The 18,342-nt window shown below is 61.8% G+C and carries 21 protein-coding genes; 9 read left to right on the top strand and 12 right to left on the bottom strand.

Features of this window, described 5'->3' with window-relative positions; all coding sequences use genetic code 11:
* Positions 1-24: 24 nt before the first annotated feature.
* Complete coding sequence (locus tag ACLH0J_RS26290; RefSeq protein WP_411389706.1) at positions 25-1,362, bottom strand: acyl-CoA dehydrogenase family protein; 1,338 nt, start codon at positions 1,360-1,362, stop codon at positions 25-27.
* A 153-nt stretch (positions 1,363-1,515) separates the two neighbouring features.
* On the opposite strand from ACLH0J_RS26290, the gene ACLH0J_RS26285 reads away from it, so the two are divergent.
* The 3 genes from ACLH0J_RS26285 to ACLH0J_RS26275 all read left to right on the top strand — a co-directional run bounded on the left by ACLH0J_RS26285 (position 1,516) and on the right by ACLH0J_RS26275 (position 3,860).
* Positions 1,516-3,114, top strand: coding sequence for a hypothetical protein (locus ACLH0J_RS26285; protein ID WP_411389705.1), 1,599 nt, complete (start codon positions 1,516-1,518; stop codon positions 3,112-3,114).
* Positions 3,115-3,261: 147 nt separating this feature from the next.
* Positions 3,262-3,696, top strand: a complete 435-nt coding sequence (locus tag ACLH0J_RS26280; RefSeq protein WP_411389704.1) for an ester cyclase — start codon at positions 3,262-3,264, stop codon at positions 3,694-3,696.
* 17 nt (positions 3,697-3,713) lie between these two features.
* Positions 3,714-3,860 carry a hypothetical protein gene (locus tag ACLH0J_RS26275; RefSeq protein ID WP_411389703.1) on the top strand — a complete coding sequence of 49 codons (147 nt, stop codon included), beginning with the start codon at positions 3,714-3,716 and terminating at the stop codon, positions 3,858-3,860.
* A 121-nt stretch (positions 3,861-3,981) separates the two neighbouring features.
* Here ACLH0J_RS26275 and ACLH0J_RS26270 read toward each other — a convergent pair whose 3' ends face one another.
* Together ACLH0J_RS26270 and ACLH0J_RS26265 are read right to left on the bottom strand one after the other, a co-directional pair.
* Positions 3,982-4,191 (bottom strand): hypothetical protein, encoded by a 210-nt coding sequence (locus ACLH0J_RS26270; RefSeq protein WP_411389702.1) that lies wholly within the window; start codon positions 4,189-4,191, stop codon positions 3,982-3,984.
* Between the two features lie 70 nt (positions 4,192-4,261).
* Positions 4,262-4,474, bottom strand: coding sequence for a cold-shock protein (locus ACLH0J_RS26265; protein WP_411389701.1), 213 nt, complete (start codon positions 4,472-4,474; stop codon positions 4,262-4,264).
* Between the two features lie 237 nt (positions 4,475-4,711).
* Here ACLH0J_RS26265 and ACLH0J_RS26260 point away from each other — a divergent pair, with 237 nt between their 5' ends.
* Positions 4,712-5,614, top strand: a complete 903-nt coding sequence (locus ACLH0J_RS26260) for a LysR family transcriptional regulator (RefSeq protein WP_411392894.1) — start codon at positions 4,712-4,714, stop codon at positions 5,612-5,614.
* Here ACLH0J_RS26260 and ACLH0J_RS26255 read toward each other — a convergent pair.
* Positions 5,606-6,364, bottom strand: a complete 759-nt coding sequence (locus ACLH0J_RS26255; RefSeq protein WP_411389700.1) for a substrate-binding domain-containing protein — start codon at positions 6,362-6,364, stop codon at positions 5,606-5,608. The genes ACLH0J_RS26260 and ACLH0J_RS26255 overlap by 9 nt on opposite strands.
* Positions 6,361-7,668 (bottom strand): MFS transporter, encoded by a 1,308-nt coding sequence (locus tag ACLH0J_RS26250; protein WP_411389699.1) that lies wholly within the window; start codon positions 7,666-7,668, stop codon positions 6,361-6,363. The genes ACLH0J_RS26255 and ACLH0J_RS26250 overlap by 4 nt, the downstream gene beginning before the upstream one ends.
* A 199-nt stretch (positions 7,669-7,867) precedes the next feature.
* Between ACLH0J_RS26250 and ACLH0J_RS26245 the strand changes: the two genes are divergently transcribed.
* Complete coding sequence (locus tag ACLH0J_RS26245) at positions 7,868-8,014, top strand: hypothetical protein (protein WP_411389698.1); 147 nt, start codon at positions 7,868-7,870, stop codon at positions 8,012-8,014.
* Positions 8,015-8,050: 36 nt separating this feature from the next.
* Here ACLH0J_RS26245 and ACLH0J_RS26240 read toward each other — a convergent pair whose 3' ends face one another.
* Positions 8,051-8,227 (bottom strand): hypothetical protein, encoded by a 177-nt coding sequence (locus ACLH0J_RS26240; RefSeq protein ID WP_411389697.1) that lies wholly within the window; start codon positions 8,225-8,227, stop codon positions 8,051-8,053.
* A 127-nt stretch (positions 8,228-8,354) separates the two neighbouring features.
* Here ACLH0J_RS26240 and ACLH0J_RS26235 point away from each other — a divergent pair, with 127 nt between their 5' ends.
* Both ACLH0J_RS26235 and ACLH0J_RS26230 read left to right on the top strand, forming a co-directional pair.
* Positions 8,355-9,278 carry a LysR substrate-binding domain-containing protein gene (locus ACLH0J_RS26235; RefSeq protein WP_411389696.1) on the top strand — a complete coding sequence of 308 codons (924 nt, stop codon included), beginning with the start codon at positions 8,355-8,357 and terminating at the stop codon, positions 9,276-9,278.
* Between the two features lie 55 nt (positions 9,279-9,333).
* Positions 9,334-9,696 (top strand): 5-carboxymethyl-2-hydroxymuconate Delta-isomerase, encoded by a 363-nt coding sequence (locus tag ACLH0J_RS26230; RefSeq protein WP_411389695.1) that lies wholly within the window; start codon positions 9,334-9,336, stop codon positions 9,694-9,696.
* A 3-nt stretch (positions 9,697-9,699) separates the two neighbouring features.
* Here the strand turns inward: ACLH0J_RS26230 and ACLH0J_RS26225 are convergent, their stop codons facing one another.
* The 4 genes from ACLH0J_RS26225 to ACLH0J_RS26210 all read right to left on the bottom strand — a co-directional run bounded on the left by ACLH0J_RS26225 (position 9,700) and on the right by ACLH0J_RS26210 (position 14,739).
* A complete protein-coding gene (locus ACLH0J_RS26225; protein ID WP_411389694.1) occupies positions 9,700-10,635 on the bottom strand; it encodes a LysR family transcriptional regulator in 936 nt (311 codons plus the stop codon).
* Between the two features lie 138 nt (positions 10,636-10,773).
* The gene (locus ACLH0J_RS26220; protein WP_411389693.1) at positions 10,774-11,508 is read right to left on the bottom strand and encodes an MFS transporter; all 735 of its coding nucleotides are present in this window, start codon (positions 11,506-11,508) and stop codon (positions 10,774-10,776) included.
* A gap of 160 nt (positions 11,509-11,668) precedes the next feature.
* Positions 11,669-13,117, bottom strand: coding sequence for an aldehyde dehydrogenase family protein (locus tag ACLH0J_RS26215; RefSeq protein ID WP_411389692.1), 1,449 nt, complete (start codon positions 13,115-13,117; stop codon positions 11,669-11,671).
* On the bottom strand, positions 13,114-14,739 hold the full coding sequence (locus tag ACLH0J_RS26210; protein WP_411389691.1) for a 5-guanidino-2-oxopentanoate decarboxylase: 1,626 nt from the start codon (positions 14,737-14,739) through the stop codon (positions 13,114-13,116). Before ACLH0J_RS26210 ends, ACLH0J_RS26215 begins: the two co-directional genes overlap by 4 nt.
* Positions 14,740-14,850: 111 nt before the next feature.
* Here ACLH0J_RS26210 and ACLH0J_RS26205 point away from each other — a divergent pair, with 111 nt between their 5' ends.
* Entirely contained in the window at positions 14,851-15,726 is an 876-nt protein-coding gene (locus tag ACLH0J_RS26205; RefSeq protein WP_411389690.1) for a LysR substrate-binding domain-containing protein, read from the top strand.
* Between the two features lie 10 nt (positions 15,727-15,736).
* On the opposite strand, the gene ACLH0J_RS26200 is transcribed toward ACLH0J_RS26205, so the two are convergent.
* Together ACLH0J_RS26200 and ACLH0J_RS26195 are read right to left on the bottom strand one after the other, a co-directional pair.
* Positions 15,737-16,351 (bottom strand): NAD(P)-dependent oxidoreductase, encoded by a 615-nt coding sequence (locus ACLH0J_RS26200; protein WP_411389689.1) that lies wholly within the window; start codon positions 16,349-16,351, stop codon positions 15,737-15,739.
* A gap of 34 nt (positions 16,352-16,385) precedes the next feature.
* Complete coding sequence (locus ACLH0J_RS26195) at positions 16,386-17,252, bottom strand: MBL fold metallo-hydrolase (RefSeq protein ID WP_411389688.1); 867 nt, start codon at positions 17,250-17,252, stop codon at positions 16,386-16,388.
* Positions 17,253-17,356: 104 nt separating this feature from the next.
* Between ACLH0J_RS26195 and ACLH0J_RS26190 the strand changes: the two genes are divergently transcribed.
* A complete protein-coding gene (locus tag ACLH0J_RS26190; protein ID WP_411389687.1) occupies positions 17,357-18,262 on the top strand; it encodes a LysR family transcriptional regulator in 906 nt (301 codons plus the stop codon).
* Positions 18,263-18,342: the final 80 nt, after the last annotated feature.

Genomic DNA, 18,342 nt, shown 5'->3' with positions numbered 1-18,342 from the left:
TGGTTTTTCTCTGTGTGGAAAGTGTTAGCGCTGTGCCAAGCCGCCAGCGAACATGTTGAAGGGGGGAAGACCAAGAACATGGCGTCCGGCGATTTCTGCCGCTGGATCCCGACGGATGGCACCGTGGGTCAACATCACCCGTGCATCACGAGCGAAGCGTTGAATGGGGTTGCGCAGGCTGACGGTCGAAGAACCGATGCAAAGCTGCATCTCGTCAATGGCCTCACCGCAGAGGTTCGCGGCGTAGACCAGGCTCATTGTGGCGAGGGATTCTTCGCGAGGCGTGAAGTCTTCTGCGCGCCGGGTGCGTGCATCAACTTCGTCGGCCGTCTGCAGGATCAATGCCTCGGCGGCTTTGATCTTGGCGTATACCAGTCCTGCGACGACCTGGGTCGACGGCGTCGCGGCGACCGTTTCATAAGGCAGGTTGAACGGCAGGCGCTTGTTGGCCTGTTCGACGAAGCAATCAAGACAGCCTCTTGCCATGCCGAGGGTGATGGCAATATTGGCGAGTGCCGTGGAAAGCATGGTCGCCATGGGCCCCATCCGATAGGTGAGCCCTTCGTATTTCTGCGAGAGCGCACCCAAGGCTATAGGCAGGTCGGCATGGCGGATCACGCGATACGCCGGAACGAAGACTTCGTTCTTGGCCACGATGCTATTGCTTGAACTCGCGGCCATGCCCATGACATGCCAGTCGTCGAGGATTTCGTATTGATCTCGAGAGATCAGTGCCAAGCCGCGAACGGGTTTGTCATCTTCTTGCCATTCGATACCGACCACTGCCCAGGCGGCATAACTACAGCCGCTGCCATACATCCACTTGCCTTTGACCAGGAATCCCGCGTCGGTGGGGCTGGCCTGCCCAACGATGTTGGAGAAGATCGAAGCCCCCACCGCGGCCGGTCCGACCCAATCTGATATCTGCGCCGAAACTTCATCGACTGCCTGCGGGCTGAAAGCAAGGACCATGCGGATGCCGGATGCAGCGAAACCGCTCCAGCCGGCCGAGCCATCGGCATAGGACGCGGCGGCGATCACTTCTACCAGATCGCGTGCGCCGAAGGCCGAACCGCCGAATTTCTCCGGTAGCGTGATGCGGAAATAACCGGTCTGGTCCAGCGCCCGCACTGCTTCGGGTACGAGCGCCGTGGCTTTCTCGCTTTCCCACGCGGTTTCGCGCAAAAGCGGCGTCAGCGCCAGGATAGCGTCGCGCATCTTCACTGCTTCGGGACTTGGGCCGGGGGCCTTGACGGGCCCGGCGTCGGAATCCGCCGGCTGATTGAGCTTGCTGAGTGGGTTCATTTTCTTGTCGTTTTCGTTGGGTTGAACATGGCGCAGATAGTGGCGCTTGCCCAGCAAGGAAACGAAGTCTCAGAGGGTTACGCTAATCCAGGTTTGGGCACCGACGGTCATGTGTGACGTGTTGTGACCTGTCTGCTCGCGGCGCCATGCGGCATTACCGCAAAAAAGGGATACGATGTGGCAATACGCCGTACGATGGACGAGCACAGCATGAATCCAAGTGTCATCACCACCGTCGACCTCCAAGAGGGCCGCGTCACCGCGGCGCTCCAGGCAGTGTTGCAAAGCGAGACCTTCCAGCGCACGAAGCGTCTGCGAGAGCTACTGCAATACCTCGTGTCCGAAACGCTGGCAGGCCGTGGTGAGCGTCTTAAGCAATTCACTATCGCGGTGGATGCGTTCGGTCGGGATGGGGGCTTCGATCCGCGGGTCGACACCAGCGTACGAACCGAAGCATGGCGACTAAGAACACGGCTGGAACTTTACTATCGGACCGAGGGTGTGATGGACCTGGTGCGGATCTCATTGCCGAAAGGGGGATTCACACCCAGATTCCAATTCATGCCCAAGAGCATTGGCGAGGCGGTGGCGCTGCCTGCTGTGCGCGAGCAGCCTCGCCCACGGCTGCTGGTTCTGCCTTTCTCGGGTCTGAGCATTGATGAGCCCGATTTGGTCACCTCATTTCATGAAGAGATCAGCCTTTACCTCGCCAATCTGCCGAGCGTGGCCGTACTTTCCCAGGGGTCCAGCCAGAAATTCGGCCAAGCGGCGATGGATCTGCGGCTTGTCTCTCGAGCGTCACAAGCGTCCTACGTCATGGAAGGAAGCCTCTTTCGGCAAGGGCGGACCTATCGGTTGAATCTACGCATCATCGATCCCATCCTGGATGTGACCGTCTGGTCGGGGCGCCATGAACAACAGGTTGACGACATGATCGTCTTTCAACGCCAGGTTGCGACCGAGGTTGCTTCCTCCGTTCACGGCTGGCTCTGTTCCCGAGCCACGACGTTGATCGGCGAGGACGAGATGGCGCCGCGCTATGTACTGCGCGATAACATGTTGCTGCGCGAATATTTGCGCGGTGCGATCCGCGACCGAACGGCGGGTGAACAGGTTGTCCTCGGCTTGGGGCGTCTCACCTGCGGCTATGCCGACGAAGCGACCACAATGTTCAATCAGGCGATCATGGCCAGTCCAGACGACGGCTTGCCCCATACCGCGATGGGGTTGGGGTATCTTCAAGCTGGGCGGCTGGAAGAGGCCTACCAGGCGGCCGGGCGCGGGGTAGAACTGGCTCCGCGGTCCGCCTTCGCGGTTTCTTCGTTGGCCGCGATCTGCATGCATATGCGTGACTTCGACGGAGCGATCATGTTCGCCCAGAGGTCCGTGGCTTTGGCTCCCGAGTTCGATGCGGTCAAACTGATGCTGGGCGATTGTTTCCTTTACGCCGGACTCGCCAACACCGCCATCGCTCAATTGGAGGACACTTGCCGGTTAATGGACGAACATCCTATCGCCCTGGCGCATCTGGGCTATGCCTATGCCCAAACCGGACAGAAAACCAAGGCAAGGCGTATTCTCAATGTCCTGCAGGACAGCGGTGATAATCCAGAAGGCCCCAACTCGGCGGCGATGACGATGATTCACGTTGGTTTGCAAGAGGTGGAACAGGCTTTTCATTGGCTGGATCAAGCCCTCACTTCGCGCGCCCATACCCAGGAATTACTGTTACTCACATCGCCCGCTTACGACATTCTGCGTTCCCATCCACATTTCAATTCATTCGCGGGTCGTCTGAACGCTTCCTAGGCCTATTAACAGGATGGGACGTGATGCGACCCTTTGTGACTTACGCACTCCTTTGGCGGCCACTCATACTATTCAACCGGAATCCTGACGCGCCGAAGCTGCAGGGGCCTGTGTTCATGTGATGTTCTGCCACGGGAAATAAAGACTATGACTAACCCGCTCCAATCGACGGATCAAGCCGCTCGCAACCGTCAGCTCGTGATTGATTTCTACCGGCATGTGTTTGATGCTCGCAATCCCGCCGCGATAAAGGATTTCGTGACGGAGGACTATCAGCAACATAACTCTCATCTGCCCGACGGCCGCGCTGGTCTGGAGGCCCTCGTGACCGAAATGTTTCGTGGTCTGTCGCCATTGCCGGTTAAGCCTGACCTGTTGATGCCGTCGACGCTCATCGTTGCCGACGGCGATGTCGTGGTGATTGCGGGCGAGTTCCCTCAACCCGAGCCGGAAGATCCTACGAGGACCTATCCCTTTTTCGTGTTCGATGCCTACCGCGTCCGCGATGGAAAGCTTGCCGAACATTGGAGTGGCATCAACAAGATCGCACCGCCTAAACACCTCGAGATAACGAAGCCTTGAAAGCCTGATCTGAGTTGATGCGTACTGAAAACGAGATGACCTCTGTGACCGACGAGGTGGCGCGCAACGCGGTGTCCACCTCCGAGTTCACGCGCTTATCCAATGAGACGGCGCGCGAAGACCGGATCGTGTGGACGAAACGGTCAGCGCCATTCAAGCGCTGAGCACCCACATCGACGAAACCTCGGCCGGGGGCAAAAGCTCGCCGGGCAGATCAATGGCGCGAGCCGTGAACTGGCGCAACTGGCGGTCGTGCTGAACGAGGCTGCGGCGCGCAGGATGGCGCTAATTCAGCGTCGGTTCTTCCACGATCTCAATATTGATCGCTTGCCACTCGTTCCCCGGCCCCCTGACCAGTTCGTAGGTGACCATTTGACCCTCACGCAAGACCTGACCGCCGTGGGCGGTGGTGCTGCGAAAAAAAATATCTTGCGCATCGTAGGTGGCGGTTCCGCTGCGGGTGGAGATTGCAGTCTGTGGAGTTTTTCTGGGCATGGCCGTTCTCCTTTTTCAGTGCAATAAGTGGCGTGGCGTGACCAGGGGGAGGCCGGTCACTGGAAGGTTTTCAGCCCAGTACCTGGACTTTGTCTGCCTGCATCCCTTTTTGCCCCTGCACGGCCTCAAAAGTGACTTTCTGTCCTTCCTGCAAAGTCTTGAACCCATTGCCCTCGATGGCCCTGAAGTGCACGAACAGGTCGGGCCCATTCTCCGGGGTAATGAAGCCGTAGCCTTTATCATTGCTAAACCATTTGACTGTGCCGTTTTGTCTGTCGCTCATCGCTCGTATCCTCGAAACCCTTATGTACCGCCGCCGACGCATCGTCGGTGGCGATATTCATAATGAAAGTCGCGAAGGCGCGCCCCGTCAATGCAGTGGATGACCGACGGTACTGTCATTTATGACAGGTTCGCCGCGCGCGCCATTGAGGGATACTGCGAAGCTTTGCGGCGCGCATAGCGCCCTCTCTCCTCGCAGACGATAATGCCCCCCACCTCGACCACACTGGCCACCTCCGTGATCATCAACTTCGACCTCAACGACCTTCAAGCCTTCCGCGCGGTGGTAGACAAGGGCAGTTTCAGCGGCGCGGCCGAAGCCATCCGCATCTCGCAACCGGCCCTCAGTCGTCGCATTGAAAAGCTGGAGTCCGCCCTCGACGTCAAACTCTTCGAGCGCACTACGCGGCGCGTCAGCCTGACCATGGTCGGTCGCGCTTTTCTGCCGCAGGTCGAGCGCATTCTCGACGACCTTGATATCGCCCTGATGGGCATCAGCAACGTCGCCTCCACGCGCATGGGCAATGTGACCATCGCCTGCGTGCCGTCCACCGCGTACTACTTCATGCCCCATGTGATTTCCGAGTTCCACAAGCTATATCCGAAAATTCGCATTCGGGTGCTGGATGCCAGTGCCGGCGAGGTATGCAACGCGGTGGAGAGTGGCGAGGCGGATTTCGGCGTGAGTTTCAGCGGCAGCCTGGCCGATGAGGTGGAGTTCGAACTGCTGTTGCAGGAGCGCTATGTGCTGGCTTGTCGGCGTGATCACCCGTTGGCCGGGCGCGTCAGCGTGCCTTGGGCCGAAGCCTACGAGCATGACTACATCTCGGTGGACAAGACCTCCGGCAACCGCTTCCTGCTGGACCAGGCCCTGCGCGGGGTGCGGGTGAAAAAGCCGAGTATCTGCGAGACCCACCACGTGACCACGATGATCGGGCTGGTGGAGGCGGGGTTGGGTGTGGCGATGGTGCCGTCGATTGCCATGCCGGCGGACGATCACCCGATTCTGGTGAGTGTGCCGTTGGTAGAACCGCAGGTGATGCGCAATGTGGGGTTGATCAAGCGCCGCGGGCGGACATTGCCGCCGGCAGCGCTGGAGTTGGAGCGGTTGGTGCGGGAGATGCCGTTTCGGTCAGCGTGACACCGAATCCAGGCCGGTGGATTGCACCACCGGCTGGGCTTCGGGTGACGCCAGGTAGTGCAGCAACGCCCTGGCCTGGGTCGGGTGTTCGGCGTTGACCGGAATGCCCGCCGCAAAGCGCGTCACCGATTGCACATCTTCCGGGAGCTTGCCGACATAAGTCACGCCTGGCACCGGCAACAACTCAGCGACCTGCTGCAAGCCCACCTCATAGTCACCCTTGGCAACCTGTTCGGCCACCGGCAGGCGTTCGATCATGCTGCCTTTGGCCGGCATGCCGAGTTTCTTGAACAACTCTTTCTCGACATACACACCGCTGGCGCTGTCCGAATACGCGATCGACTTGGCCTGGCTCAGCACGGCCCTGAGTTCGGCATCGGTGCCGATCGCAGGTTTTGGCGCGCCTTGCCTGACCACCAGGCCGATGCGCGAGTCCGCCAATTCCACGCGGGACGTGGGGTCGACCTTGCCCTGCTGGATCAGCTCATCCAGGGCGTAACCGACCATGATCACCACATCGGCTTTTTCGCCACGGGCCAGGCGGTTGGGAATCGCTTCCGGCGCCTTGCCCATGGACGGGCCGAGAAGGGTGTCGAGGGTGTCACCGCTTTGCCGGGCGTATTGCGGGCCCAGCAACTTATAGGCAGCGGTGAAACCACCGGAGGTCATCACCTTGAGTGGTTCGGCCTGGGCCGTCAGCGCCAGCGCGCCGAGGGTCAGGGCCGTCAGGATGTTCAACCGCGCTTTCATGACGACGCCTCCTGCATCACCTGCCCACGGGTGTTGGACCGGTGATAGAGCGCCAGGGTCGAGCACAAGGCGCACGCCGCGGCGAACATCATCCAGTAGGCCGGCGAGGCCTTGTCATTGGTGATGTGAATGAACCAGGTGGAGATCGCCGGGGTAAAACCACCGAAGATCGCGGTCGCCAGGCTGTAGGCCAGGGAGAAACCCGCCACGCGCACTTCCACGGGCATGATTTCGGTGAGGGCCGGGATCATGGCGCCGTTGTACATCCCGTAGAGGAAGGAGAACCACAGCAGGGTTTCCAGCATATGGGCAAAGCTGGGGGCATTTACCACGTAGGACAGCGCCGGGTAGGCCGTGAGAACGGTCAGCACAGTCATGGCGACCAGCACCGGTTTGCGGCCGAAGCGGTCGCTCAAGCTGCCGCCGATCGGCAACCAGACAAAGTTCGACACGGCCACCAGCAAGGTCACCAGCAGTGCATCGGAGGTGCTCAGTTGCAGCACGGTTTTGCCGAAGGTCGGTGCGTACACGGTGATCAGGTAGAACGCCGTGGTGGTCATGGCCACCATCAGCATGCCGCCGATGACCACGGTCCAGTTCTTCACCAGGGTCGCCAGCACTTCACGCATGCTCGGGCGGTGTTTGCGGTTGGCGAACTCTTCGGTTTCCTGCAGGTTGCGCCGCAGCAGGAAGATGAACGGGATGATGACGCAACCGATGGCGAACGGAATACGCCAGCCCCAATCGGCAACCACCGCCGGTTCCATCCACACGTTCAGGCCATAGCCCAGTGCGGCGGCGACCACGATGGAGATCTGTTGGCTGCCCGATTGCCAACTGGTGTAAAAACCCTTGCGGCCGGGCGTGGCCATTTCCGACAGGTACACCGACACACCGCCCAGTTCCGCGCCGGCCGAGAAACCTTGCAGCAGGCGGCCCATCAACACCAGCAACGGTGCCCACAGGCCAATAGTGTGATAACCCGGTACAAGCACGATCAACAGCGTGCCGCTGGCCATGATCGACAGAGTCACGATCAACCCTTTGCGTCGACCGACGTCATCGATGTAGGCGCCCAGAATCACCGCCCCCAATGGCCGCATCAGGAAGCCTGCACCGAACACGGCGAAGGTCATCATTAATGACGCAAACTCATTAGCGGCGGGGAAGAACGCGGCAGCAATATAGGTGGCGTAGAAACCGAACAGGAAGAAGTCGAACTGTTCGAGGAAGTTGCCCGAAGTCACGCGGAAAACCGCACCCACTTTAGAACGGGCAGAGTCGGGCCGGGAAAGGCTAGTCATGGTTTTGTGTCTCCAGCGTTCTTTTTAAAATGCTTGTTTCGCTTAAGACTTAAGATAGTGGCTGACACATTTAGAAATGATAAGTGAATAATTTAGATTTATTGATGCGCATAGGTTATCAATCGGCAAGGCGCGTCCACATGACGTGTCCTGTTCTATGCTCTCAGGTGTAACCAACACTTACGGATGGGAGGTGGCTATGGGTCACGAACACAAGCAGCACGAAGCGCCGGAGCATGAACAACCCCGGCAACCTCATGAGGAAGAAAAACCCCAGACCTGGAAGCACCCGGACGACGGTACGGAGCTTTCCGAGCGGGATCAGGAACGTCCGCTCAAACCGTGATAACCAGGGCCGGAACGGCCCATTGGTTGAGCGGGGTTACACCAGTAACGAGGTTGGAAACCCCGCCGCCAGCATCAGGTACGCGACCACCGCCGCCAGGCACAGGCCAACGAACACCCGCAACAAGGTGCGGACGGTGGGGTGGGCGATGAAGCGGATGGCCCACAGACAGAACCCGGCCAGGAGGATGACCAGGACGAGAATGACCAGCACGGTGGTGTTCCTGTGACCTTTGTGCGCTGTTTATAGTCCCAAACCCGCCAGATGAACAGTGTGCGCATAGACGCGGCCCTCCGGGCTTTCTACACTGCGGCCTGTTGTGGGAAAGGGGGAGGCGCCGATGAATCGCAATGAGTTACGCAAGGCCGACATCAATCTGATGGTGGTGTTCGAAGCGCTGATGCTGGAGCGCAATGTGACGCGGGTAGCGGAGAAACTGTTTCTCGGCCAACCGACCATCAGTTCGGCGCTCAACCGACTGCGTACTTTGTTCAACGACCCCCTGTTCATTCGCGTCGGCCACCGTATGGAGCCCACCGCGCGAGCCGAGGAGATCATCCAGCACTTGTCGCCGGCGCTGGATTCGCTGTCGTCGGCCTTGAGCCTGACCCATGATTTCGACCCTTCCGTGAGCACCATGACCTTTCGCATCGGCCTGTCCGATGACGTCGAGTTCGGCCTGTTGCCGCCGCTGTTGCGCGCCTTGCGCCAGGAAGCGCCGATGGTGGTGTTCGTGGTGCAGCATGTGGATTACTGGCGCATTCCCGACTTGCTGGCTTCCGGCGATATCACCGTCGGCATCACCCAGACCCGAGGCCTGCCGGCGAATGCCAAGCGCAAGCTGTTGCGCCATATCCGCCCACTCCTGGTGCGCGCCGACGCCTCGGACCGGCCGTTGACCCTCGATGAATTTTGCGCACGCCCCCATGTGCTGGTGTCCCACACTGCCAACGTGTCCGGGTTCGCCGATGAATGGCTGGCGGAAGTCGGTCGCAAGCGCCACGTGGTGTTATCGGTGCCGCAATACAGCGCGTTGCCGGCACTGCTGGCGGGCACGGATTTGATCGCCAGCGTGCCGGACTACGCCGCCGAGGCGATGGCGCAGTCGGGCAATCTGTTCTGCGAGCCGTTTCCGTTCGAGACGCCGACCCTGGATTTGTCCATGGTCTGGCTCAGCCATGTGGACACCGATCCGGCTGAGCGTTGGGTGCGTTCGCGGCTGGAGGCCTTCATGAGTGACCGGACGCTGACGAAAAAGGCCTGATGCTTTTAACCGTGTTATATCTACGAACCTTCCTACGAATGACTCGGAGCCGTCCATGCCGCACCTGCACCTGGAATACACCGCCAACTTGACTGGCCTGGCCGTCGAGAAAATCCTGTTGCGGCTCAACAACGTGCTGATGGTGTCCGGGCAGTTCGGCTCCGAGTTCGATATCAAGAGCCGGGCGATCAAGGTCGAGCGTTTTCAGGTGGGCACTTCTCTCAGCCCGCGTGGCTTTATCGCGGTGAAGCTGTCGCTGCTCAGTGGGCGGTCCGCGCAGGTCAAGAGGCAGTTGTCGGACAGTCTATTGGCTGCGTTGCAGGACCTGGGCGACTGGCCGGCGGACGTGCAGGTTCAACTGAGTGTCCAGGTGGTCGACATGGATCGTGATTCCTACAGCAAAGTGGTCATTGGCTGACGCTTACAACAGGCCCTGATCCGCACACACTTTCACCACTTGCTCACGAAACCAGGTATTGGCGCTGTCCTGTTCACTGGTTTCATTCCACTGCATATCCAGAGTGAACCCCGGCAACCCGTTGGGCGCCTCGCAGCAGCCGAACACCGATGCCGGCGCCAGCAGTTTTTGCACGCGGCGCGGCAGGGTGACGATGAAGTCGGTGCCGGTGATCATCTTCAAGGCTGCGCTGTAGCTATTGGCCCGGGCGACCACTTGGCGCTTGTGGGCCTGGCGTGCCAGCCAGCCGTCGATCATGTTGGTGTCGGACGTCCACGGCGTGGGGAACACATGGCGCCGTTCGGCGAAGGCTTGTAGGCTGAACGCCGGCTCACGGGGCGTCGAGCGTTTATCGAAGACGCACACCAAGTCGTCCTCCAGCAGCATCTGGGTCTTGAAGTCTTTATGGGCGCGGTGAAAATTCGGACCGAAGCAGATCACCAGGTCGAGGCGGCCTTCGTGCAGGTCATCGGCGGGGATGTCGGTTTCCAGCTTCTGCACATTGACGATCACCGGCAGGTCGGCGCGGTCGAAGTTCTTCAGCAGGCGCGGCAGGATCAACTGTTCAAAGTATTCCGGCGCGCAGACATTGAAGGTCACGGCCTTTTGCGTCGGGTCAAAGACCTGGCCACCGGCGTAGCACAGGTTGATGCTTTCCAGAATCTTCTGCACATGGCCGTACATGGTGCTGGCCTTGTACGTCGGACGCATACCGGCCCGCGTGTTGATAAACAGCTCATCCTCGAAACTGGTGCGCAGTTTCTTCAGGCTGTAGCTCACGGTGGACTGGCTGACGAACAACGTTTCTGACACCTCGGTAACGCTGCTCTGGTCGTAGACGGCGATAAACACCATCAAGTCCTGCATATCGAGTTTTCTGAGCAAGTTGCTGTTTAACATCGGTTCCGTCCGTAAAACCTGTTGTACCGAACTCAGCACAAGGCAGCGCAAAAGCTTAACGGAACGTACGTGCCAATAGAAAGCGCTGTAGGGCGTTTCCATGTTTTGGGTGGGACAAATACTGTTTGCAGCGCGACGTCAGCGGATATGCCGCGCGTAATGCCGTGGGTCGAAGCGCGTGACGATCAGCAACATCACCACGATCACGGCGGTCAACGACCACCAGGCCCATTCAAAGCTGCCCAACCGGTCGCGGATCATCCCGGCGATCAGCGGCGACAGGCCGGCGATCAGGTAACCGATGCCTTGCACGAACGCCGTGAGGCTACCGGCGCGGCGCGGGTTGTCCAGATGGTCGAGGGACAGGATCAGGCTCATGGGAAACAAGCCACCGATGCCCAGGCCGAGCAAGCATGGCCACAGCAAACTCAGGTGTCGGGGGCTGAGGATCAGGCCACAGAACCCGAGGATGATCAGCACCAGCAACACCGCGACCACGCTACGTTTATCCCGATGACGGTTGGCGATGGCAGGCGTGATCAGGCCGGACACCACTTCCATCGCCGTGAGGAAACCCAGCAGCAGGCCGGCATTCTGTTCACTCCAGCCTTGCTCCACGTAGTACGGCGCCAGCCACGCCAGCACACAGGTGTAGGACGCGGTGCCGAGGCCGAAAAACATCGCCAGGCCCATGGCCATGACGGGCAACATGGTCAGCAACGCGGCGCTGCTGAAACTCAACGGTACATCGGCGCGAATCGATGACAGCAGCGGGCCTACGGCAGTCATCGATGGGCGCAGGTTAAGGGCGACCAGTACGACACTGATCATCAGCCAGAGGGCGGTGGTGGGTTTTGCGCGAATGTTTTCCATGGGGCGGGCCTTGAAGGGGCAAGGGCGGATCAGGCCACGCACGGGGGAGGGCGGCAAATGAGAACGTCGCAGGGGCTATTGAAAAATTGCGGATGACATGGATGGAGAAGGGCTGTTTGTGGCAAGCGGGCTCACGACGGTGAGCCCCCTGGCTACCGGATCAGTTAGCCCGAATCACATGCTTGAGTTCCTGAAACGCCTCCAACCCCCACGGCCCCAACTCGCGGCCGATGCTGCTCTGCTTGTAACCGCCCCACGCCGTCTGCGGGAAGATCACCTGCGGTGCGTTGATCCACACCATGCCTGCCTGCAACCCATTGGCCACCCGTTCGGCGGTGGCGGGGTTGGCGCTGACCACACTGGCCACCAGGCCGAAATCGCTGTCGTTGGCCAGGGCGATGGCCTCATCTTCGGTGGCGAAGCGTCGTACACACAGCACCGGGCCGAAGATTTCTTCATGCCACAACGCGCTGTCCAACGGCACATCGGTGAATACCGTCGGGCGAATGAAATAGCCCTTCGCCAGATCCGCCGGGCGTTCACCGCCACACAGCAAGCGTGCGCCCGCCTCGATGCCGCGTTGGATATGCCCCAGCACCCGCTGATACTGCGTGCGGTTGATCAGCGCGCCCATTTCCACGTCCTCGGCAAACGGGTCAGCGACGCGAATTCCTTCAGCCCGCGCCTGCAAACGCTGGAGGAAATCATCCGCCAGGCTGTCGGCCACCAGCACCCGACTGGTGGCGGAGCACATCTGCCCGGCGTTGAAAAAACCGCCGCCGCACGCCAGCTCCACGGCGAGGTCGAGGTCGAGGTCGGCATCGGCCAGCACCAACAACGAGGATTTGCCGCCCAATTCCAGGCTCACACCCTTGATGGTTTCGGCGGCGCGTTGCATCACCTGGACACCGACGGCGTTGCTGCCGGTGAAGGAAATCTTCGCCACCCTGCGGTCGGCGGCCAGCGGTGCGCCGACGGCCAGGCCTGTGCCGCAGACCAGGTTGAATACGCCGGCGGGGAAGCCGGCGTCGGCGATGATTCGGGCCAGTTGCAACTCTGCCAGCGGCGTGACTTCCGAGGGTTTGAGCACCACGCAGCACCCGGCGGCGAGGGCCGGGGCGAGTTTCCAGGCCGTGGTCACCATCGGGAAATTCCACGGCACGATCAACCCCACCACGCCGCATGGCTCGCGGCGCAGGCGTGCGCTGAAGGCGTCGCCGGGCAGCGCCACCGCGCGGTCCTGGTCGGCGTCCAACTGCTCGGCGAGGTCGGCGTAGTAGTCGAAGGTGGCGATCACGTCGTCCACATCAATACCCGCCTCGAACAGCGGCTTGCCGTTGTTGCGGGACTGCACTTGCATCAACTGCTCGCGCTGCGCGCCTACTCCTTGCGCGACCTTGCGCAACAGTGCGGCACGCTCGTGGCCGGTGCTTTTGGACCAGTCGATAAACGCCACGCTGGCCGCATCGACCGCGTCGCGCACGGCGTTCGCATCGCCGACGCTGACGTGCGCCAGGCTCGCCTCGGTCGCCGGGTTGATCACCTCCAGCACGTCGTGGCCGGCACGCCATGCACCGTTGATATACACACCGTTCAATACTGCGCTCATAGTGCTACCTCTTTCATCCAAAGCCCCTGGTCGATTTCAATCAGCGTCGGCCCCTGGCGCTCAGCGGCAGCGCGCAAGGCGTTGCGTAAATGTTCCACGCTGTGGACGCTTTCGGCCGCTGAGCCGAGGGCCTTGGCCACCGCGATAAAGTCCGGCGTATAGATGTCCACGCCAACCGGTTCGATGGCGCGGTTGAGCATGTATTTCTTGATCTCTTCATAGCCCTGGTTATTCCACAGCAGCACGATGATCGGCGTGCGAGCTTCCACCGCGCTAGCCAGTTCCGGCAGGGTGAATTGCAGCCCGCCGTCGCCGATCAGGCACACCACCGGTTGCCCGTCGCCACGCCCGAGCCAGGCGCCGATGGCGGCGGGCAGGGCGTAGCCCAAGGTGCCGTAGCCGGTGGAGGCATTGAACCAGCGGCGCGGGTGGTCGAGGTTCAGGGTCAGGTTGCCGCTGTACACCGGTTGGGTCGAATCGCCCACCAGTACGGCGTCGGGCAGTGCCTCCAGCACGGTGTGGAGGAACAGGGTTTGCGCGCGGGTCGCGGCGTCCCAGGTGGACGCCAGTTCGGCCCACAAACGCGCTACGCGGTGAGCGCCCCAGGTGCTGCTGCGCGCCGCCAATGGCTGGTCGCTCAGCGCGTCCAGCAGGGCGGCGGCGGCGATCTGCGCGTCGGCCACCAACGCCACGTGCGGCGGGTAGTTGCGCACGGTCTGGTCCGGGTCGATGTCGATGCGCAGCAGTGCACCGAGGATCTCGAAGCCGCCGGCGAAGGTCACGTCGTAGTCGGTCTCCGCCAGCTCGGTGCCGATGGCCAACACCACATCGGCTTCGGCGACCAGCGCGCGGGTGGCGACCAGGGTCTGGGTCGAGCCGATCAACAACGGATGCGCGGCGGGCAACATGCCCTTGGCGTTGATGGTCAGGGCCACCGGTGCGCCGAGGGTTTCGGCCAGGCGCGTCAGCTCGGGCGCGGCGTCAATCGCGCCACCACCGGCGAGGATCAGCGGGCGCTTGGCCGCGGCGAGCAACTGGCTCATCTGCTTGACCGCCGACGGCGCGGCACCGGCACGGGCCACGCTGACCGGTGCGCTGCCCAGCAACGCGTCGGCGTTTTCCACCAGCACATCCAGGGGGATCTCGATATGCACCGGGCGCGGTCGACCGGCCTGGAACAACGCAAAGGCCCGCGCCAGCACGCCGGGCAATTCCGCCGCCGACATCAGGGTGTGGGAAAACGCCGCCACCCCGGCGATCATCGCGCTTTGGTTCGGCAACTCGTGCAATTTGCCGCGCCCGCCGCCCAACTGGCTGCGCGATTGCACGCTGGAAATCACCAGCATCGGGATCGAGTCGGCGTAGGCCTGGCCCATGGCCGTGGTGATGTTGGTCATGCCGGGGCCGGTGATGATGAAACACACGCCGGGCTTGCCGCGGGTGCGCGCGTAACCGTCGGCCATGAAGCCCGCGCCCTGTTCGTGGCGCGGGGTGACGTGACGGATGCTGGAACGGGCCAGGCCACGGTACAGCTCCACGGTGTGCACGCCGGGGATGCCGAACACCTGTTCCACGCCGTAGCCTTCCAGGAGGTTGACCAACACTTCGCCGCAGGTCGCCATAGAGGTCGCTCTTGTTATGGATTCGAGGCGGTATTGGACCGGCTGGCCCGTAGCGGCAACAAACGATAAAAAGTCATACTAGCCATGTCCCCACGTCATGGCTCAGCCCCTATGAAACGCCTTCCGCCATTGCCTGCACTGCACACCTTCTGGGTCACCGCCCAGTGCTGCAACTTCACCCGCGCCGCCGAGCAACTGCACATCACCCAGGGCGCGGTGAGCCGCCAGATCGCCGGGCTGGAAATCCACCTCGGTTATGCCCTGTTCCAGCGCCAGGCCCGGGGCTTGAGCCTGACCGAAGAGGGGCGCGAATGGTCGCTGCGCGTGCAGCAGGTCTTCGGCCTGATCGGTGAAGCGGTGGAGCAGATCGGCAGCCGCCGCGCGACCCTGCAACTCAAGGCCTCCACCTGCGTGATGCGCTGGCTGCTGCCGCGCTTGATGCAGTGGCAACGCGAACGCCCGGACGTGCCAGTGGAACTCACCACCACCGTGGCCTACACCGTGGACTTTCGCCGCGAGCCATTCGATGCGGCGGTGATCTATGCGCCCATCGCCGCGCAATCGGCCGAGGCGCGGCACTTGTTTGACGAACACCTCACACCGGTCTGCGCCCCCGCGCTGCTCGACAGCCTGCACACGCCTACGGATTTGCAGCAACAGGTGCTGTTGCACCCTACGCGAGACGAGCGGGACTGGGCGTTGTGGCTGAAGGCGGCGAATACCCGCGTGAACAATTTGAGCCAGGGGCATCATTTTGAAACGTTGGATTTGGCCATGACCGTGGCGTCCCAGGGTTCCGGGGTGGCGATTGGCGACAGTGCGTTGATTGGCGAGGACTTGAAGGCCGGGCGCCTGGCGACGCCGTTCGAACTGCGGGTGCCGACGGGGATGGGCTATTTCCTGGTGTATCCGCCCGGGACGCAGCCATCAGCGGGGCTTGAGGCGCTGATGAGCTGGCTGGTCGATCAGGCCAAACAGCCCTTGTAGGAGCGGTGTGTCAGTAGCCGACGGTGAAGCGTTGGCGCGAATGCTTCGGCTTTTCTACTTCATCGATCAGGGCGATGGCGAAGTCGGCAAAGCTGATCCAGCTGCGGCCTTCGCGGCTCACCAGCAGGTCATCCAGGCCCAGGCGGAAGGTGCCGGTGCGCTCGGTTTCCACGAACTCCGCCGACGGCGACAGGAAGGTCCAATCCAGGGCCTTCTCCTGACGCAGCACGTCGAGAAACGCCGCCCCTGCGCTGGCTTCGGCTTTGTATTCCGCCGGGAAGCCCTCGCTGTCGATCACCCGCCCGCCGCCCGGCAGCAACAACGAACCGGCGCCGCCCACTACCAGCAGGCGTTTCACCCCGGCCTTTTTCACCGGTTCGATCACCGACGCAGCGGGCAGGGTGGCGAAGTGCGCCGCACTGATCACCACGTCGCTGCCGCTGATGGCCTGCTGCAGGGCTGCGGCGTCCAACGCATCGACTTGTTTCACGGTCACGCCAGGACGCGCGGCCAGTTTGTCGGTATTACGTGCGATGGCGATGACGCTATGCCCACGACGCAGTGCTTCTTCCAGCAATTGGCTGCCGGCACGGCCGGTGGCTCCAATGATTGCGATCTTGCTCATGACGTTCTCCAGTACGGTTAGGGGTTGAAACGCTTCACCACTTCATTTCGCCCTTGGCGACTTTGGCGCTCAGTTCCAGCGAGCTTTCGTCGGCGAGGGCGGGGTAACGTTGCTTCATGGCCGCGATCTGGGCGGCGGCGTTCTTGGCCTTGGCGGTCTCGGTGTCGAAGGCCTGGATGTAGTCGGCGGTAAAGGCCACGGATTTCGGCGATGGCGTGCCCAGGTAGTGGCCCGGAATCACCGTATGCGGTTTAAGCTTTTCGATGCGTTGCAGGGTGGCGAGCCAGTCTTTATGGGATTGCGCGCTCTGGGTGTCCGCCATCCACAGGTGGATGTTTTCCGAGACCACCACGCCGCCGATCACGGCCTTGATCGACGGAATCCACACAAAACTGCGATCCGGCTGCGGGCCGTCCAGGCCGATCACCTCCAGCGGGTGTCCTTCAAGCATCAGGCGGTGGCCTTCCAGCACCTGCGGCACGATCGTTTTGCCCGGCGTGTCGGCGCCCATTTTCGGACCCCAGAACGCCAGCTTGCCGGCCACGGTGGCGTTGATATGGTCGACCACCGGTTGCGGGGCCAGCACCTTGGCGTCGGGGAAGGCGGCGGTCAGGGTGTCGAGACCGAAATAGTAGTCCGGGTCGCCATGGCTGATGTAAATGGCGGTCAGGTGTTTGCCGCTGGCGCGAATTTTTTCTACCAGTTGCTCGGCCTGGCGTTTGCCGAATTGGGCATCCACCAGGATGGCGTCTTTGGCGCCGCTGACCAGCACCGAACTGACCGGGAAGATCGCCGATTCTCCTGGGTTGTAGACGTCCAGGGTCAGGTCGGCCGCTGCGGCATGGGCAGTAAAGGCCAGGGCGGCGGTGGTCAGGGTCAGGCGCTTGAGCAACGAGAGCATCGGGCAGTCCAGCAGTCGGGAAAGGATGCACAGAGCTTAGTTGCACCAAACGCGACTAAAAATGCGATGCTGGGACATAGTTTGTTTCTGAAATCGGGCAAATCATGGATCGTCTTCAAGCAATGCGCGTGTTTGTCACCGTGGTGGACCTGGGCAGCCAGTCTGCGGCGGCCGACCATCTGGACCTGTCGCGCCCGGTGGTGTCGCGCTACCTGGCTGAGTTGGAGGACTGGATCGGCGCGCGCCTGCTGCACCGTACCACGCGCAAACTCAGCCTCACGGCGGCCGGCGCGGAAACCCTGCCGCGTTGCCGGCAATTGCTCGAATTGTGCGGCGACATGCAGGCCGCCGTCAGCGAGCCGGATGACGCGCCCCGTGGGCTGCTGCGCTTGGGTGTGAGCACCTCGTTCGCCCAGGCGCAATTGGCCCAGGCCATCGCCGAGTACGTCACGCGCTACCCGCTGGTTACGGTCGACCTGCAGGTGCTCGACCGCACGGTGAACCTGGTGGACGAGCGCATCGACCTGGCGATCCGCACCAGCAACGACCTGGACCCCAACCTGATCGCCCGGCGCCTGACCGTCTGTCGTTCGGTGGTGTGTGCCACGCCGGCGTACCTGCTGGCGCATCCGGCCCCGCATAAAGTCGAAGACCTGGCCCGGCACAACTGCCTGACCCACGCCTATTTCGGCAAAAGCCTATGGCATTTCGAAGAAGGCGGCGAGCACATCTCGGTGCCGGTGCACGGCAACATCACCGCCAATGAGGCCAGCACCTTGTTGCGCGTGACGCTGGCCGGCGCGGGGGTGGCGATGCTGCCCAGTTACCAGGCCGGGGACTACATCCGCCGGGGTGAACTGGTGCGCCTGTTGCCCGATGCCGAGCCCCGGCACATGAACATCTACGCGGTCTACGCCTCGCGCAAGCACATGCCTTCGGCGCTGCGCAGCCTGCTGGATTTCCTGGTGCAAAGGTTCCCGGAAGAGCCGGCGTGGGACATCGGTCTCTGAGCGGGCATCACCGGGTTGAATATCCCCCGATAATGGCAACTTGCCCTGGCTGGCCTATGCTTTAAACAGCACCCGGTAGA

This window comes from Pseudomonas sp. MPB23 (assembly GCF_046605395.1).
GTDB lineage: Bacteria > Pseudomonadota > Gammaproteobacteria > Pseudomonadales > Pseudomonadaceae > Aquipseudomonas.
The sequence above is the reverse complement of the archived record's forward strand: the minus strand, read 5'-3'. Positions and strand labels throughout refer to the sequence as shown.